This is a genomic window from Sphingomonas sp. 66-10, assembly GCF_001897045.1.
Classification (GTDB): Bacteria; Pseudomonadota; Alphaproteobacteria; order Sphingomonadales; family Sphingomonadaceae; genus Sphingomonas; species Sphingomonas lycopersici.
In genome coordinates this window covers 1-16392 of sequence record NZ_MKRR01000147.1, presented here as the reverse complement: position 1 = coordinate 16392, position 16392 = coordinate 1, and the positions used below count along the sequence as shown (strand labels likewise).

The window sequence follows — 16392 nt, the reverse complement described above, 5'->3', positions numbered from 1 at the left end:
GCCGTAGCGCGGATGACGCGCGAGCGGAAGGGAAGGCGATTCACATGCGCAAAACGCTGAGGCAGCGCGGTGCCCCTGCCGCACATGCTGCGTCATCGCCGCTCAAGCGCGGGGTGACGGTGAAGGACCGACCGGCCGTCTTGCCCTTGCAATACACCGATAAGGTGCCATCTTGCTCGACATGCTCAATATCGTCTCGATCCTGATCGGTCTCGTCGCGCTGTTGTTCGCCGTTCCCGGCGTGATCCCGCTGCTCGGCTGGCTCAACTGGGCGGCTCTGCCGATCGCCGCGGTCGGCGCCTTGTTCGGGATGCTCTCGTCGAGCGATTCGGGACGCAACTTCAACCTGATCGTGCTGGTGATCGCGATCGTCCGGCTGGCATTGGGCGGCGGAATCCTCTGAACCCGCTCAATCCGCGTCGGGTTGCCGGCTCGGATGCGCCGCCTCGAAAGCGGGCAGTGCGCGCGCCCGTTCGCACGCGGCGACGAGGTGCGGATAAGGCGTGAGGTCGACCGAGAAGCGCTCGGCCGAATAGACCTGCGGCACGAGATAGCAGTCGACGAGCGTCGGCGTCGTGCCAAAGGCGAAACCCTCGCCGTGGCGCGCGATCAGCGTTTCGAGCGCGGCGAAGCCCTGGCCGATCCATTGCGCGGTCCAACGCAGCACGGCGGCGCTGTCGGCGCCGAAATCGGCACGCAACGCGTTGAGCACGCGCAGATTATTGAGCGGGTGGATGTCGCAGCCGATCAGCGCGGCCATCGCGCGGACGGTCGCGCGCGCCTCGGCGCCGTCGGGCAGCAGCCGCGGGTCGGGATAGCGCTCCTCGAGCCATTCGAGAATCGCCGGCGATTGCGTGATCGTCGTGCCGTCGCCGATCTCCAGCGCGGGCACCAGCCCTTGCGGGTTGAGCGCGAGGAACGCCGTGTCGCGCTGCGCCCCGCTGCGCAGATCGTGCGCGGACTGGATATAATCGAGCCGCTTGAGGTTGAGCGCGATCCGCACGCGATAGGCCGCGCCCGAGCGCCAATAGCCGTGGAGGATCATCGCGGCAGCTCCGCCTTGGCGAAAGCGTCCCACACCTGGTCGTAATCGCGCTGGCGGGTCTGCGCCTCATCGGCCCAGCGGGTCGGGCGGATGACGTGGCGCGTCTCGAACATGAAGGCCATCGTATCGTCGATCTTGTGCGGGGCGAGATCGGCGGCGATCGCTTTCTCATAGGTCGCGCGATCGGGGCCGTGCGCGCTCATCTGGTTGTGCAGCGAGGCGCCACCGGGGGCGAAGCCGCCGCCCTCCTTCGCGTCATAGGCGCCGTGGACCAGCCCCATGAACTCGCTCATCACGTTGCGGTGGAACCACGGCGGACGGAACGTGCCCTCCGCCACCATCCAGCGCGGCGGGAAGATCACGAAATCGCAATTGGCGGTGCCCGGGGTGTCGCTCGGGCTGGTCAGCACGGTGAAGATCGACGGATCGGGATGATCGAAGCTGACGGTGTTGATCGTATTGAACCGCCGCAGATCGTAGCGGCACGGTGCGAGATTGCCGTGCCACGCCACCACGTCGAACGGTGAATGATCGAGCGTCGTCGTCCACAGCCCGCCCTGGAATTTCTGGATCAGCTCGGTCGGCTCGTCGCGATCCTCGAAATGCGCGCGCGGGGTTTCGAAATCGCGCGGGTTGGCGAGGCCGTTGGCGCCGATCGGGCCGAGATCGGGCAGCCTGAATGCCGCGCCGTAATTCTCGCAGACATAGCCGCGGCTCGGCCCCTCGATCGCGACGCGGAAGCGCACCCCACGCGGGATCAGCGCGATCTGTTGCGGCTCGATCCCGATCAGCCCCAGCTCGGTAACGATCGACAGCCGCCCCTGCTGGGGGACGATCAGCAATTCGCCATCGGCCGAGAAAAACGCGCGGCGCTCCATCGAGCGATTGGCGGCATACAGATGGATGCCGACCCCGATCGCCGCGCCGACATCGCCGTTGCCGCCGTAAGTGACGAGGCCGTCGACGAAATCCGTCGGCGCTGGCGGGATCGGCAGCGGATCCCAGCGCAGCCGGTTGGGCGAGGGCGCAACCTCGTCGAACGGCGCGCTGCGCAGCGCGGCGCCGCCGGAATAGCGGCGATAGGCGGCATGGTTGGCCGACGGGCGCAGGCGATAGAGCCACGAGCGACGATTGTCGTGACGCGGCGCGGTGAAGGCGGTGCCGGAGAGTTGCTCGGCGTAGAGGCCGAAGGGCACGCGCTGCGGCGAATTCCGCCCGATCGGCAGCGCACCCGCGACCGCCTCGGTCGATACGTGGTTGCCGAAGCCGGGGAGATAGCCGCCGGCCGCATCGGTCCGGCCCGGAGAATGTGCGTCGTCCACGGCGCCGAGCGCTCCATATAGTTGCAATTGATACTATATCGAGCGGGCAGGGGTGGTGTCAATCGGTGATAGGCTCAGCCCGCGCTCGGCGCCCACCAGCCGATGCCGGCGCGCGCCGAACCGATCCGGTTACAGCGCGGCCAGCGCGGCCTGAACCCATTGCGCGAGCACGGTCATCGCATTGGTGATCTCCGAGGCGGTCGCCGCGCGTTTGACCGAGGTATTGCCGCTCGCCGTCACATCGGGCGCGAGGGTGATGCTTCCGGCGTAATTGTTGCGGACGATGCCGCCGCCGGCCTTCACCAGGATCCAATTATCGGTCACGCCGTCCGCACCGAGCCGGATCAGCAGCTTGTTGTTCTCGATCAGCAGGTTCGGAATCGCCGTCCCCGCGCTGATGCCGTGCCAGCCGGTACCGATCAGGGCGTTGTTGCGGACCGTGATATCCGAATGGCCGCGGCCTTGTGCCGCGAGATTGATTTCGTCGCCGATGAAAACACCCTGCGCGCGATATCCTTCGCCCGGATCGAAGAGATTGTCCTCGATCAACACGTTGCGCGCGCCGTGGTCGTCGGCCAGCGTCAATCCGGTGGTGAAAAACTGGATGCCGTCGGCGTGATCGCCCGGCGCCGGGCGGTAGGGGCCGAAGGTGTTGCGCGCCACGACGACATTGGTGGCGCCGACGATCTGTATCCCCTCGCGGATATAGGCGAAGCTATTGTCGGTCACCTGCACGTTGGTGGTGCGGATGAAGCCGAGCGAATTGTTCATATCGTGGAAGCTCGAATGGGCGATGGTGACGTTGTTCCCCGCGCGCACGCTGATCGAGCCATAGCCGAGCTGCCCGGCCGAGTTCAGCGCGCCGACAAAGGTCGTCGCGTCGAAATGCAGGCCGTTGGGCTGATAGGCGATGATCAGCGGCGCATTGGGATCGTCCTCCGGACGCGCCTCGAACCGTGTGCCGGAGAAAGTGACGTTCTGCCACTGATCGAGCGTGATGAAGCCGAACACGCCGCCCCGGATCGTGACATTGGCCAACCCGCGATAGCGCGCGAACGTCACGGGGCGGTTGCCGAGGTCGATCGTGCTGCCCGGCGTCGCCGCCTTCAATAGCGCCGTCCACTCTGCCGCGCTGACCGGAGTCGTGGAGGTGGAGGTCGACGGCGCCGGTGTCGGCGTCGGTGCTGGCGTCGGGGTCGGCGTCGGTGTCGGTGTGGGGGTCGGCGTCGGAGTCGACGTTTGCTTGTCCTGGCCGGGTGGCGTCGCTTTTGGCGCGGCGACCGCGGTCGTACCCGCGGAACCGGCGGGGTCGGAACCCCCGCAGGCGGCGGTGGTCGAGATAAGCGCAGCAAGAGCGAGGGCCGGGATGATTTTCATGCCATCCGCTTTAATCAGCGGAGGTTAATGCGCCGTCACCGTCGCCGGACGGGGCGCACGCTTCATCGATATTGGCTGGACCAGCGGCGATCGCCTCGATCGCGTTTCGCGCATCCGACTCGCAGCAGCGCGCATGAAAGGCGGCGTTCCCGCGGCTTTCCGTCCCGATGCTGGAAAATGGTCGGGGAGAGAGGATTCGAACCTCCGGCCCCTGCCTCCCGAAGACAGTGCTCTACCAGGCTGAGCTACTCCCCGACGGAGTACCGGTCGTCGGCCGTTTTCGGGGGCCTACCGGTCGCTGGAGGCGCGCCTATAGCCAGCACTTTCGCCCCGCGCAAGCGCTCTTTCTCGCTCGGCAAGCGCGCTGTTCATGCCGGGTCGCGCGCGGCGAGCATCGCGTCGAGCGAGGTGAATTTCTCGCGCGGCGCGCCGGCGCGCGCATTGGCGATTTCGGCGCGCTCGATCCCTTGCCAGTCGCGGAAGGTGACGACATCCACCTTGCGCGCGGCGAGCAGCGCATCGAGCGCGGCGCGGCCCTGTTTGCCGCTGTCGCCCGTCGTGTCGGCGGCGATATGGTCGGCGATCATGAAGCCGTCGGGTCGGTTGGTGCCGATCGTGCCGGTCGGGCCGCGCCGCGCCCAGCCCACCGCATAAAGGCCGGGACCGATTCGGCCCTCCTCGTTGGCGAATCGGCCGAGCTTCGCGTCGTACGGCACACCCTCGAGCGGCGGGGTGCGATAGCCGATGCAACTCACCACCAGCCCGGCGGGGATCGTATAGGTCTCGCCGGTGCCGGTCGCGCGGCCGGTCGAATCGAGCTCGGTACGCTCCACCACCACGCGTTCGACCTTGCCGTCGCCCTCGATCGCGACCGGCATCGCGAAGAAATCGAAATCGATCGTGATCGGCGCGTCGGCGGTATTTTCGGCGAAGGCGCGCAAATGGGTGACCGATTTGCGCAGCCCCGGGTCGAGCGCGGCATCGGCCTCCACCGGGGGCAGATCGGCCGGGTCGACCCGCGCGGTGGCGCGGGCGAGGTGGCCGAGCTCGCCCAATTCCTTGGGGGTCATCGCGATCTCGTGCGGCCCGCGGCGCGCGAGGATCGTCACTCGCCCGATGCGATGCTCGCCGAGTGCGGCGAGCGCACCGGCGACGATATCCGATCCGGCGAATTCGTCCCCGGTCTTGGCAAGGATGCGCGCGACATCGAGCGCGACGTTGCCCGCGCCGACGATCACCGCGCCGGGCCCGTCGAGCACCGGCGCGAGATCGGCGAAATCGGGATGGCCGTTATACCAGCCGACGAACGCCGCCGACCCGATCACGCCCGGCAGGTCGTCGCCCGGGATGCCGAGGGCGCGATCGTGCGGCGCGCCGGTCGCCAGCACCACCGCGTCATAACGTTCGACCAGTTCGGGGATCGAGATGTCGCGCCCGATCATGACATTGCCGACGAAGCGCACATTGTCGCTGAGCGCGGTCGCTTCATAGCGTTTCGACACCGCCTTGATCGACTGGTGATCGGGCGCCACGCCGCTGCGGATCAGCCCGTAAGGCACAGGAAGGCGATCGATAATGTCGACCCTCACCTCGTCTCCGAACGCCTTCTGGCAGGCTTCCGCGGTATAGTAACCGGCGGGGCCGGACCCGATCACGGCGACGTGGCGCATATGGCGTTTCTCCTCAGGCCGGCCAAGCTAACCGCTTGGCGGGGGAGGGCAAGCCGCTTATCGACGGCGGCGATGTCGATGCTCGAATGGATCGCGACGGTGCTGGGGGTGGCGTGCGTCGCGCTCGCCGCGCGGCGCAATGTGTGGACCTTTCCCACCGCGATCGGGTCGGTGGTGCTGCTCGGTGTCGTGGTGTTCGAGGCGCGGCTGTACAGCGACGCGATGCTCCAGGGCTTCTTCGTCGCCGCCAATCTTTACGGCTGGGCGAATTGGATGCGCGCGCGGCACCGGCTCGGGGAGGTGGCGGTCGAGCGGATGAGCAATGCCGCGCGTGCCGGCTGGGCGATCGGCTGGGCGGTCGCGACCTTGCTGTGGGGCGCGGCGATGCACCGTTTCACCAATGCGGCCTATCCGTGGTGGGATGCCGGGATCGCCGCTGCGAGCGTCGCGGGGCAGGTGCTGATGGCGCGGCGGCGGATCGAGAATTGGGCGATCTGGATCGCGGTGGACCTCGCCTCGGTGCCGATGTACGCGCTCAAGGGACTCTATCTCTTCGCGGGGTTGTACGTGATCTATCTGGCGCTGGCGGTGTGGGGGCTGATCGACTGGGGGCGCGCCGAGCATCGCCCGGCGGCGGCGCTCGCGGCATGACGTTGCGCACCATCTGTCTCCACGGCCCGGAAAGCACCGGCAAGTCGACGATGTCGACCCGGCTCGCGGCGCATTTCGGCAGCCCGGTGATCACCGAATTCGGCCGCACCTATTGCGAGCGCTACGGCATCGATCTCACCATGTCGGATCTGGTGATGATCGCGCATACCCAGGATCTCAGCGTCCGCGCGGCGGTCGCGGCGGGGCGCTGGCCGGTGATCGTCGACACCGATGCGCTGATGAGCGCGGTATGGGCGGACATGATGTTCGGGCGGCGCGATCCGTGGTTCGCGCGATGGGAGAATACCGCCGATCTCTATCTACTGTTCGATATCGACCTGCCGTGGGTCGAGGACGGCACGCGGATGTTCGGTACGGCCGAGGCGCGGCGGCGATTCTTCGATCTGTCGCGCGAGGAGCTCGACCGGCGCGGGGTGCCGTGGGTGATGGTGCGCGGCGAAGGCGAGGCGCGCTATGCCAATGCGCTCGCCGCGATCGAGATGGCGCGCGCGGCCTAAGATTACCTCAATTAAACTGCGTTTAGCTCGCCACCGTTCGGGCTGAGCCTGTCGAAGCCCTGCACTTCTTTCGTGGAAGAAGAAAGACAGCCCTTCGACAAGCTCAGGGCGAACGGGGTAGGGAAAGTGCCCGACGCTTTAACGGAGAAACACGGCCCAGCGCGCCGATTGACGCGCCGAGCCTGTTTGCCGTGTTACTTCGACGGTGCGAGCTTGGTGTTGAGCACCCAGCCGACATTGTCGTTCTCGTCGGCGACTTCCCACCACAGGCCGTTCTTGTTGCCGGTGGGATAGACGATCGCGCCCGCGGGCAGGGTACGGATCGTCTTCGCGGTGGCGAGCGCGCTGGCGCGCAGCGCGAGCGGGGCCTGCGCGGTGAAGGTCTTGGCCGGCGCGGCCTCGGCGGTGCCTTGCTGCCCCGGCTGGATCAGCCCGAGCCCGGTGACCATCTTCGAATAGGCCTGGATGAACGACAAGGTCACGATCCGGCCGATATCGGTATTGTCATAGCCGCCACCGACCGCGCCGACCGCGCCGCCGAGGAAGCCGACGCCGCCGCCCGCGCCGAAGGTCAGGTTGTTCTTGGCGGCATAGCCTTCCTGGGTGGCGATCGTCTCGGTGGTGCGCACGTTGGTGAGCGAGAGGATGGTGTTCGCTTCCATCTTCTTGCTGCCGATCGCGCCGAGCAGTCCGCCGAAGCGGCCGCCGACCAGCCCGCCGATGCCGGCCCCGCCGCCGCCGCCGGAAACGTTCGAATTGGCGCCCTGGATTTCCGCGACCAGCACGTAATCGGCGGCCTTGATCTGGCCCTGGCCGACGTTCGAGCGGCGCTGCAGGCCGAGATCGGCGCCGATGTCACGCTCGCGCTGCGCCGCCTGAAGCCCGCTGCCGCGATCGACGAGGTTGAAGCAGCCCGAACGCTGCACCAGCACCTTGAGCAGCTTGGAGGGCGGGGCGAGGCTATATTGCGTCCACGGCCGGGGATCGTCGCCGTCGACGATCGAGAGCGTGCCGAGCTTGCGGGTGCAATGCGGCACGTCGCTGGCGGTCTGGTCCTGCAGCCGCTGGCCGGCGGACGGCTTGGCAAGCTTTTGCGCATCGGCCGACGACGCAAGCAAAGCGATTGCCGACGCGGCGGCAACCAACGCAAAATTCCTCAGCATTTCGAACCCCCTGTACAGCGCCTCCCGGCGCGAGTCAGAACCATGCGACCCGTAATGTTCCCATAGGCTTAACACCAGCCCTCTTGTGTTGCCAGCGCCGCCTTTGACGCAGGTTGCGCCAGCCCGTAGAGGCGCAGTCATCATGACCACCCCGCTTGACCGTATCCGCAACTTCTCGATCATCGCGCACATCGATCACGGCAAGTCGACACTGGCCGATCGGTTGATCCAGCGCACCGGCGGGCTCTCCGAGCGCGAGATGTCCGCGCAGGTGCTCGACAATATGGAGATCGAGAAGGAGCGCGGCATCACGATCAAGGCGCAGACCGTGCGCCTCGAGTGGAAGGGGCATGTCCTCAACCTGATGGACACGCCGGGCCACGTCGATTTCGCTTATGAAGTGTCGCGCAGCCTCGCCGCGTGCGAGGGCGCGCTGCTGGTGGTCGATGCGGCGCAGGGGGTCGAGGCGCAGACGCTCGCCAACGTCTATCAGTCGATCGAGCACGATCACGAAATCGTGCCGGTGATCAACAAGATCGACCTCCCCGCCGCCGAGCCCGAAAAGGTGCGGCACGAGATCGAGGATATCATCGGTCTCGACGCCTCCAACGCGATCCTCGCCTCGGCCAAATCCGGGATCGGGATCGACGAGATCCTCGACGCGGTGGTCGAGCGCATCCCGGCGCCCAAGGGCGATCCCGCCGCGCCGTTGAAGGCGATGCTGGTCGATAGCTGGTACGACCCGTATCTCGGGGTGGTGATCCTCGTCCGCGTCGTCGACGGCACGCTGCGCAAGGGGCAGCAGGTGACCTTCATGCAGGCGGGGACGCAGCATCTGGTCGATCGCGTCGGCTGCTTCCGCCCCAAGATCGAGCAACTGACCGATCTCGGCCCGGGCGAGATCGGCTTCATCACCGCGCAGATCAAGGATGTCGCGCAGGCGCGCGTCGGCGACACGCTGACCGACGCCAAGCGCCCCGCGACCGAGGCGTTGCCGGGGTTCAAGGAAGTCCAGCCGGTGGTGTTCTGCGGGCTGTTCCCGGTCGACGCCAACGACTTCGAGAAATTGCGCGAATCGATCAGCAAGCTCAGGCTCAACGACGCCTCGTTCAGCTTCGAGATGGAAACCTCGGCGGCTTTGGGCTTTGGCTTCCGCTGCGGCTTCCTCGGGCTGCTGCATCTGGAGATCATCCAGGAGCGGCTGACCCGCGAATACGACCTCGATCTCATCACCACCGCGCCGAGTGTGGTCTATCAGATCGAGCTGACCCACGGCGGCGGGCATATCGAGCTGCACAACCCGGCCGACATGCCCGATCCCAACAAGATCGAGACGATCAGCGAGCCGTGGATCGACGCGACGATCTACGTGCCCGACGAATATCTCGGCTCGATCCTCAAATTGTGCCAGGACCGGCGCGGGATCCAGAAGGACCTCACTTATGTCGGCGGACGCGCGCAATTGCGCTACGAACTGCCGCTCAACGAAGTGGTGTTCGATTTCTACGACCGCCTGAAGTCGATCAGCCGCGGCTATGCCAGCTTCGACTATCACCAGATCGGCTATCGCGAGGGGGACCTCGTCAAGATGTCGATCCTGGTCAATGCCGAGCCGGTCGACGCGCTGAGCATGATCGTCCACCGCGCCTCGGCCGAGACGCGTGGGCGTGGAATGTGCGAGCGGCTCAAGGATCTGATCCCGCGGCATCTGTTCAAGATCCCGATCCAGGCGGCGATCGGCGGCAAGGTGATCGCGCGCGAGACGATCGCCGCGCTGCGCAAGGACGTCACCGCCAAATGCTATGGCGGCGATATCACGCGTAAGCGCAAGCTGCTCGAGAAGCAGAAGGAAGGTAAGAAGCGGATGCGCGAATACGGGTCGGTGCAGATTCCGCAGGAAGCCTTCATCGCCGCGCTGCGGATGGGCGACGAGGGGTGATGTTCTCCCCGTCATTGCGCCAATGACGGGTGAGCCTCCCCGTTACCCCGGCCCCTTCGACTGCCTGCCTTGGCAGGCAGGCGCTCAGGACAGAGGCCGGGGTGACGGTTGGGAGAAGCGATGCGTGCGCACTTTGATCGCCCTTATCCTCGCGCTCCTCGCTATCCCCGCCGCCGCGCAGGAGCGCGCGCCTTTGGTCCTCGCCGCCGCCTCGTTGCAGGAATCGATGAACGCCGCCGCGGATGCCTGGGCGAGCGCCGGGCATCAGCGGCCGACGATCTCCTTCGCCGCCTCCTCCGCGCTCGCGCGGCAGGCGATCGCGGGCGCCCCGGCCGATCTGTTCGTCTCCGCCGACGAGGAATGGATGGACGCGCTCGCTGCGAAGGGCCTGCTGGCCCAGGGGACGCGCGCCGATCTGGTCGGCAACCGATTGGTGGTGGTCGAGCCGGCGAGCGGACGGACGCGGCTGACGGTGCGGACGCTCGGCGCGACGCTGGCGCGCGGCGCGGTGGCGATGGCCGATCCGGCGGCGGTGCCGGCAGGCAAATACGGCCAGGCGGCGCTCGAGAAGCTCGGCGCGTGGCAGGCGATCGCGCCCAAAATGGTGCGCGTGGAGAATGTCCGCGCGGCGCTGGCGCTGGTCGAGCGTGGCGCTGCGCCGTTCGGGATCGTCTATGCAACCGACGCCGCGGCATCGACGAAGGTGCGCGTCGCCGGCATGTTCCCGGCATCGAGCCACCCGCCGATCCGTTATCCGGTCGCGCGGCTCGCGGCGTCGCGTAACCCGGCGGCGGAGGGCTTTCGCCGCTTCCTGCTGAGTGCGCGCGGCCACGCGATCTTCGCCCGCTTCGGTTTCACGCGGCCCTGACGGTGGAGAGCGTCTGGTCGATCGTGCGGCTGTCGCTGCTGGTCGGCGGGGTAGGGACGCTGGCGGTGCTGCCGGTCGCCTTCCTGCTCGCTTACGCGCTGGCGCGCGGGCGGTTTCCGGGGCGGACCTTGCTCGATGCGCTGATCCATCTGCCGTTGGTGGTGCCGCCGGTGGTGACCGGCTGGGTGCTGCTGATCGCCTTCGCGCCGGCGGGGCCGATCGGGGGGCCGCTCGAACGCTGGTTCGGGGTGACCCTGCTGTTCCGCTGGACCGGCGCGGCGCTGGCGGCGGCGGTGATGGCCTTGCCGCTCGCGGTGCGCGCGATCCGGCTGTCGCTGGAGTCGGTCGACCGGCGGCTCGAGGATGCGGCCCGGACGCTGGGCGCGGGGCGCTGGCGGACCTTCCGCACGATCACCTTGCCCTTGTGCTGGCCGGGCGTGCTCGCCGGGGCGACGCTCGCCTTTGCGCGCGCGCTGGGGGAATTCGGCGCGACGATCACCTTCGTCTCCAACGTGCCGGGCGAGACCGAAACGCTGCCGCTCGCCATCTATGCCGCGCTCCAGCGGCCGGGCGGGGAGGATCTGGTGTGGCGGCTGGCGGCGATCTCGGTCGCGATCAGCCTGGTCGCGCTGCTCGTCTCGGAATGGCTGGCGCGCCGCGCCGGGCGGGGCGTGCATGTCCTTTGATATCGACGTGACGCTGCGCCGCGGCGATGCCTTGGTCGCCACCGCCTTCGTCGCGGAAGAACAGGCGGTGGCGCTGGTCGGCCCGTCGGGCGTCGGCAAGACCAGCGTGCTCGACATGATCGCCGGGCTGCTGCGCCCCGATCGCGGGCATGTCCGTGTCGGCGGACGCGTGCTGACCGATCGCGCGGCGCGGGTGGAGGTGCCGGCGCATCATCGCCGCGCCGGCTATGTCTTTCAGGACGCGCGGCTATTCCCGCATCTCGATGTGCGGCGCAACCTGCTCTACGGCGCGAAGGATGCGGCGCGGCTGGCGACGATCGCCGCCTCGCTCGATATCGCGCATCTGCTCGATCGCTGGCCGCGCGCCTTGTCGGGGGGCGAAGCGCGGCGCGTGGCAATCGGTCGGGCGTTGCTGTCCGATCCCGAATTCCTGCTGCTCGACGAGCCCTTGTCGTCGCTCGACGCGCTGCGGCGCGAGGAAGCGATGCGGCTGATCGAGCGCGTGCGCGACGACAGCGGGCTGCCGCTGCTGCTCGTCACCCACGACGAGCGCGAGGCGGAGCGGCTGTGCGCGCGGGTGGTCAGGATGTAGCGACCGCGGCGCGCTGCGGGTGATGCGGGACGAGCACGAGCGTGTCGCCCTCGACCCGCCACGATTGCAACCGCGAGAGGAAGTTCATCCCCAAAACGTCGACATTGCCGAACGACGGCGAGACGACCACCGGCAGGTCGCGGGCGACGACATTGCCGAGCTGCAATTCGTCGACGGTGGCGGTCTGCGCGTGAATCGTGCCGTTGGCGGTGCGCAGCAGCACCGGGAAATCGGGCTGCTCGACATCGAGCCCGGCCTCGGTCGCGCTGTCGGCGGACAAAGCGGTGATCGTCGCGCCGCTATCGACCAGCATCCGCCGCGTCGTGCCGCCGAAACGGGCGGTGACCCAGAAATGCCCGTCGCGCGACATGCGGACGCGGGTTTCCTTGCCGGTCACCTCCTCGGCCGACGAATCGAATGCGCGCATGAAGCGCCCGACATGCGGGTCCATCCGCCCGCGCTCGTCGACCAGCATCGCCAGCACGAAGACGAGACCGAGCAGGATCGCGAGGTTCACGACGCGCCCGACGATCGGGACGCGGCGCAGCATCCCGGCGAGGACGATGACGCCGAGCAGGAGCGCGAAGGTGGGGAGGTGCGGGGTAAAGTGGGCGAGATCGGGCATGGGGGGCGGCCGGGAGAGCAGGGGAAGGCGCGCGGACCCTGTAATGGCGAGGCTGTACATAGCCTGACCGACTGTAAATTTCCCGTCGTCACCCGGGCCTTGAGCCGAGGTCCATTGTGCCGCACGCCCTGCGGCTAGAGCCTCTTGTCCAGCGCCTGCCTCCCGATGGACCCCGGCTCAAGCCTGTCCTGAGCGCCTGCCTGCCAAGGCAGGCAGTCGAAGGGGCCGCAGCTACGGTGGTGCCTGTGTCGACCGGTTGCCCCCCACCGGACACGAAAAAGGGCGGCCCGTTGCCGGGCCGCCCCAATTCGTTGTCGCCGAAGGCGGATTAGCGCTTCGAGAACTGGAAGCTACGACGTGCCTTGGCGCGGCCGTACTTCTTACGCTCCACCGCGCGGCTGTCGCGGGTGAGGAAGCCGGCGGCCTTGACCGGCGAACGCAGCGCCGGCTCATACTTGGTCAGCGCCTGGCTGATGCCGTGCTTGACCGCGCCGGCCTGACCCGAAAGCCCGCCGCCCTTGACCGAGCAGATCACGTCATACTGGCCTTCGCGCTCGGTGATCCCGAACACCTGGTTGATGACGAGACGCAGCGTCGGACGCGCGAAATAGATTTCCTGATCACGGCCGTTGATCGTGATCTTGCCGGTGCCGGGCTTGAGCCACACGCGGGCGACGGCGTCCTTGCGGCGACCGGTCGCATAGGCGCGGCCGAACTTGTCGAGCTCCTGCGCACGCAGCGGGGCGCGCTGGACCGGCTCGTCGATCTGGCCGGCGAGATAGGCTTCGGCCTTGTCTTCCGAAGCGGTGACGGCCGCCTCGCGCTGCTGGTTGAGCGCGGCGCCGAGGTCGGCGAGGGACTGGCGATTGTCGGACATTATGCGCCCACCTTGTTCTTGCGGTTCATCGCCGCGATGTCGAGCGGCTCGGGGTTCTGCGCGGCATGCGGATGCTCGCTGCCCTTGAAGATGCGCAGGTTGCGCATCTGCTGACGACCGAGCGGGCCGCGCGGGATCATGCGCTCGACGGCCTTTTCGAGCACGCGCTCGGGGAAGCGGCCTTCCAGCACCTTGCCGGCGGTGACGCCCTTGATGCCGCCGGCATAGCCGGTGTGCTTGTAATAGACCTTGTCCGCCAGCTTGTTGCCGGTGAAACGGATCTTGTCGGCGTTGATCACGATGACATTGTCACCGCAATCGACGTGCGGGGTGAAGCTCGGCTTGTGCTTGCCGCGCAGGACATTGGCGATCACCACCGCCGCGCGACCGACCACCAGGCCGTCGGCATCGACGATATGCCACTTCTTCTCCACCTCATGCGGCTTGGCCGACTTGGTGGTCTTCATCAGCGCCTTCATGGCTGTTCGACCTCATCAAAACGAAAGGACGCCGCACCCGCGGGGCACGGCGCCGACGCGCGGCCAATGCGGGAGGGCCGGCGGAAAGTCAAGATTTCCGCGCGGTTCCTGACGGGTATTATAATACCGCTTCGGCGACCCACGCGGCGACCGCGGGGGTGGCGGTCGCCGGCCAATGCTCGATCGCGGCAAGATCATAAGGGTGGAGCGCGGCGATTCGCGCCGCCACCGCATCGATCCGCGCGGGGAGCGTCTTGAGCTGCATCGCCACCTCGTCGCCCTGTTCGATCGCGCCCTGCCAGCGATAGACCGAACGGCAGTCGAGGATATTGGCGCAGGCGATCAGCCGTTCCGCGAGCAAGGTCCGCGCGATCGATTCGGCGGTGTCGCGATCGGGGCAGGTGACCTGGACGATCGCGATAGTGGCGGTCACCGGCGCCGCGCGCCGATCACATGCGCCGCGGCGACGGTGGCGATCAGCAGCAGCGCGGCATTGGCCTGATGCGCGACCGCGACGCCGATCTGCACCCCGGTCAGCAGCGTCGCGATGCCGAGCGAGACCTGCAGCACCACCAGCAGCACGACCGCGGTGCCCGTCCCGCGCCCGGCGCGCAGGGCGAGGATGAACAGCGCGCCCGCGGCGACGAAGGCGAGCCAGCGGTGGATGAACTGGACGACGATCGGATTGTCGACCGCATTGATCCACGCCGGGGTCAGCATCGGCACCTCGGGCGGAAAGAAAGCGTCGCCCATCAGCGGCCAGCTGGCAAAGGCGTAACCCGCGTCGAGCCCGGCGGTGAAGGCGCCGAAGGTGATCTGCGCGGCGAGCAGTAGCAGGGCAATGATCGCGATCGGGCGCAGCCGTGCCGGGCGCGCCAGCGGATTATGCGCGAGATCGTTGAGATCGAGCGCGGTCCATACGATCGCCGCCAGGATCACGAGCGCGGTCATCAGATGGACCGCGAGGCGGATATGGCTCACGTCGGTGCGCACCGACAGGCCGGAGCTGACCATCCACCAGCCGATCGCGCCCTGCAGCCCGCCCAGCGCGAGAATCCCGGTGAGTCGCCAGCCATAGCCGCGCGGTACGCGGCGCTTCACCACGAACCAGAGCAAGGGCAGCGCGAAGGCGAGCCCGATCACGCGGCCCAGCACGCGGTGGATATATTCCCAGAAGAAGATCGCCTTGAACCCGGCGAGCGTCATTCCGCGGTTGAGCTGCTGATATTCGGGGATGCGCTGGTAGCCCGCGAACTCGGCCTGCCATTGCGCGTCGTTGAGGGGGGGGATGATCCCGCTGATCGGCTTCCACTGGGTGATCGACAGCCCGGATTCGGTGAGCCGCGTGATCCCGCCGACCACCACCATCGCGACGATCAGCGCCGCGACGCACCACAGCCAGCGCGCCAGCGTGGCGGGGCGGGCGGTCGAAACATAGCCGGGGGTAGGTTGCAGCATGGGCCGCCCTTGAACGTATTCGATGAGGAAAAAGACCCGCCGCGCCTAGCTCAGCCCGCCCTTTGTGCCAAGCGAAGGCGGGCCGGCGAAGGAAAATTGACGATGTGATATTGTAACATACCGCCAGGCGCGCTACATGGCGCGGCGAATGGGAAGCACGACTCGCCTTGGCCCGATGGGGGCGCTCGATCGGATGGCAATCATGCTGTCCGGGCTGTGCGTGGTGCATTGCCTCGCCAGCGCGGTGCTGGTGGCGATGCTGTCGACGGTCGGCGGGATGCTCGGCAACCCGATCTTTCACGAGGTCGGGCTGACGCTGGCGATCATTCTCGGCGCGGTGGCGCTGGGCCGCGGGGTGCTCCACCACGGCTATCTGATGCCGCTGGCGATGGGCAGCCTGGGGCTCGGCATCATGGCCGGCGCGATGACGCTGCCGCACGACGGCAGCCATGCCGAAGCTTTGTGGACGGTGATCGGGGTCGGCATCCTTGCGTTCGGTCACGATCTCAACCGCCGCGCCGAGAACTGACACCCGCCGGGTTGTCGCGGGGCCTCGCGAGGCCTAGATTTAGGTTATGGCCGCTCACGCCCACCACGATCATCACGAGCCGCAGGGCGACGATCTCGCGCGCGCCGCGCAGCAGACGCTGGAGCGGTCGGGCGAGCAATGGACCGCGATGCGCGCCAGCGTGTTCGGCGCGCTCGCCGGGTTCGACAAACCGGCCTCGGCCTATGACATCGCTGATGCGGTGTCGAAGCGCGAGGGGCGACGGATCGCCGCCAACAGCGTCTACCGCATCCTCGATCTGTTCGTCGGCGCGAATCTCGCGCGGCGGGTGGAAAGCGCCAATGCCTATGTCGCCAACGCGCACCCCGATTGCCGCCACGATTGCATTTTCCTGGTGTGCGACGTTTGCGGGCAGACGACGCATCTCGACGACGACAAATTGACCCAGGCGGTGCGCCGCGCGGCGGAAGGCGTTGGTTTTGTCCCGGAACGTCCGGTGATCGAGGTGCGCGGCACCTGCGCGATATGCGCGCAACCGGCGAACTGATCGAACCGTCGCAATCGACAGCGGTTTTCGGCTGGAGTAGGACGCTCGCATGAGCGACCTCCCCCAC

Annotated in this window: 19 protein-coding genes and 1 tRNA gene; 9 read left to right on the top strand and 11 right to left on the bottom strand. The window is 67.6% G+C overall.

Going from position 1 to position 16392, the window contains the following annotated elements:
• Positions 1 to 181: 181 nt before the first annotated feature.
• A complete protein-coding gene (locus BGN95_RS21790) occupies positions 182 to 403 on the top strand; it encodes a hypothetical protein (RefSeq protein WP_286773998.1) in 222 nt (73 codons plus the stop codon).
• 6 nt (positions 404 to 409) lie between these two features.
• On the opposite strand, the gene maiA is transcribed toward BGN95_RS21790, so the two are convergent.
• The 5 genes from maiA to BGN95_RS21765 all read right to left on the bottom strand — a co-directional run bounded on the left by maiA (position 410) and on the right by BGN95_RS21765 (position 5414).
• Positions 410 to 1045, bottom strand: coding sequence for a maleylacetoacetate isomerase (gene maiA / locus BGN95_RS21785; protein WP_286773987.1), 636 nt, complete (start codon positions 1043 to 1045; stop codon positions 410 to 412).
• Complete coding sequence (gene hmgA, locus BGN95_RS21780) at positions 1042 to 2367, bottom strand: homogentisate 1,2-dioxygenase (RefSeq protein ID WP_286773986.1); 1326 nt, start codon at positions 2365 to 2367, stop codon at positions 1042 to 1044. Before hmgA ends, maiA begins: the two co-directional genes overlap by 4 nt.
• A gap of 129 nt (positions 2368 to 2496) precedes the next feature.
• Positions 2497 to 3477, bottom strand: a complete 981-nt coding sequence (locus BGN95_RS21775; RefSeq protein ID WP_265271709.1) for a right-handed parallel beta-helix repeat-containing protein — start codon at positions 3475 to 3477, stop codon at positions 2497 to 2499.
• A 445-nt stretch (positions 3478 to 3922) separates the two neighbouring features.
• Positions 3923 to 3999: transfer RNA gene (locus BGN95_RS21770), tRNA-Pro, on the bottom strand.
• 113 nt (positions 4000 to 4112) lie between these two features.
• Positions 4113 to 5414: an FAD-dependent oxidoreductase gene (locus tag BGN95_RS21765; RefSeq protein WP_286773985.1), complete on the bottom strand. Its 1302-nt coding sequence runs from the start codon at positions 5412 to 5414 to the stop codon at positions 4113 to 4115.
• 72 nt (positions 5415 to 5486) lie between these two features.
• Here BGN95_RS21765 and pnuC point away from each other — a divergent pair, with 72 nt between their 5' ends.
• Complete coding sequence (gene pnuC, locus BGN95_RS21760; protein WP_286773984.1) at positions 5487 to 6065, top strand: nicotinamide riboside transporter PnuC; 579 nt, start codon at positions 5487 to 5489, stop codon at positions 6063 to 6065.
• Positions 6062 to 6583 (top strand): AAA family ATPase, encoded by a 522-nt coding sequence (locus tag BGN95_RS21755; RefSeq protein ID WP_179512691.1) that lies wholly within the window; start codon positions 6062 to 6064, stop codon positions 6581 to 6583. Before pnuC ends, BGN95_RS21755 begins: the two co-directional genes overlap by 4 nt.
• A 194-nt stretch (positions 6584 to 6777) precedes the next feature.
• On the opposite strand, the gene BGN95_RS21750 is transcribed toward BGN95_RS21755, so the two are convergent.
• The gene (locus BGN95_RS21750; RefSeq protein ID WP_179512690.1) at positions 6778 to 7746 is read right to left on the bottom strand and encodes a CsgG/HfaB family protein; all 969 of its coding nucleotides are present in this window, start codon (positions 7744 to 7746) and stop codon (positions 6778 to 6780) included.
• 142 nt (positions 7747 to 7888) lie between these two features.
• Here BGN95_RS21750 and lepA point away from each other — a divergent pair, with 142 nt between their 5' ends.
• From lepA to BGN95_RS21730, 4 genes are all read left to right on the top strand, one after another.
• Complete coding sequence (gene lepA / locus BGN95_RS21745) at positions 7889 to 9685, top strand: translation elongation factor 4 (protein ID WP_179512689.1); 1797 nt, start codon at positions 7889 to 7891, stop codon at positions 9683 to 9685.
• A gap of 124 nt (positions 9686 to 9809) precedes the next feature.
• On the top strand, positions 9810 to 10553 hold the full coding sequence (gene modA / locus BGN95_RS21740) for a molybdate ABC transporter substrate-binding protein (RefSeq protein WP_286773983.1): 744 nt from the start codon (positions 9810 to 9812) through the stop codon (positions 10551 to 10553).
• A 2-nt stretch (positions 10554 to 10555) separates the two neighbouring features.
• Positions 10556 to 11239: a molybdate ABC transporter permease subunit gene (gene modB / locus BGN95_RS21735; protein ID WP_432423353.1), complete on the top strand. Its 684-nt coding sequence runs from the start codon at positions 10556 to 10558 to the stop codon at positions 11237 to 11239.
• Positions 11229 to 11831: an ATP-binding cassette domain-containing protein gene (locus tag BGN95_RS21730; protein ID WP_179512687.1), complete on the top strand. Its 603-nt coding sequence runs from the start codon at positions 11229 to 11231 to the stop codon at positions 11829 to 11831. Before modB ends, BGN95_RS21730 begins: the two co-directional genes overlap by 11 nt.
• On the opposite strand, the gene BGN95_RS21725 is transcribed toward BGN95_RS21730, so the two are convergent.
• The 5 genes from BGN95_RS21725 to BGN95_RS21705 form a co-directional block, all read right to left on the bottom strand.
• On the bottom strand, positions 11821 to 12456 hold the full coding sequence (locus BGN95_RS21725; RefSeq protein ID WP_286773982.1) for a retropepsin-like aspartic protease family protein: 636 nt from the start codon (positions 12454 to 12456) through the stop codon (positions 11821 to 11823). The two genes, BGN95_RS21730 and BGN95_RS21725, sit on opposite strands and share 11 nt — an antisense overlap.
• A 328-nt stretch (positions 12457 to 12784) precedes the next feature.
• Positions 12785 to 13333 carry a 30S ribosomal protein S9 gene (gene rpsI / locus BGN95_RS21720; protein ID WP_179512685.1) on the bottom strand — a complete coding sequence of 183 codons (549 nt, stop codon included), beginning with the start codon at positions 13331 to 13333 and terminating at the stop codon, positions 12785 to 12787.
• Complete coding sequence (gene rplM / locus BGN95_RS21715; protein ID WP_179512684.1) at positions 13333 to 13812, bottom strand: 50S ribosomal protein L13; 480 nt, start codon at positions 13810 to 13812, stop codon at positions 13333 to 13335. The genes rpsI and rplM overlap by 1 nt, the downstream gene beginning before the upstream one ends.
• Before the next feature lie 118 nt (positions 13813 to 13930).
• Positions 13931 to 14245 (bottom strand): divalent-cation tolerance protein CutA, encoded by a 315-nt coding sequence (gene cutA / locus BGN95_RS21710; RefSeq protein ID WP_179512683.1) that lies wholly within the window; start codon positions 14243 to 14245, stop codon positions 13931 to 13933.
• On the bottom strand, positions 14242 to 15270 hold the full coding sequence (locus BGN95_RS21705; RefSeq protein ID WP_286773981.1) for a COX15/CtaA family protein: 1029 nt from the start codon (positions 15268 to 15270) through the stop codon (positions 14242 to 14244). Before BGN95_RS21705 ends, cutA begins: the two co-directional genes overlap by 4 nt.
• A 148-nt stretch (positions 15271 to 15418) precedes the next feature.
• Between BGN95_RS21705 and BGN95_RS21700 the strand changes: the two genes are divergently transcribed.
• Entirely contained in the window at positions 15419 to 15799 is a 381-nt protein-coding gene (locus BGN95_RS21700) for a MerC domain-containing protein (RefSeq protein ID WP_179512681.1), read from the top strand.
• Positions 15800 to 15845: 46 nt separating this feature from the next.
• Positions 15846 to 16325: a Fur family transcriptional regulator gene (locus BGN95_RS21695; RefSeq protein ID WP_286773980.1), complete on the top strand. Its 480-nt coding sequence runs from the start codon at positions 15846 to 15848 to the stop codon at positions 16323 to 16325.
• Positions 16326 to 16392: the final 67 nt, after the last annotated feature.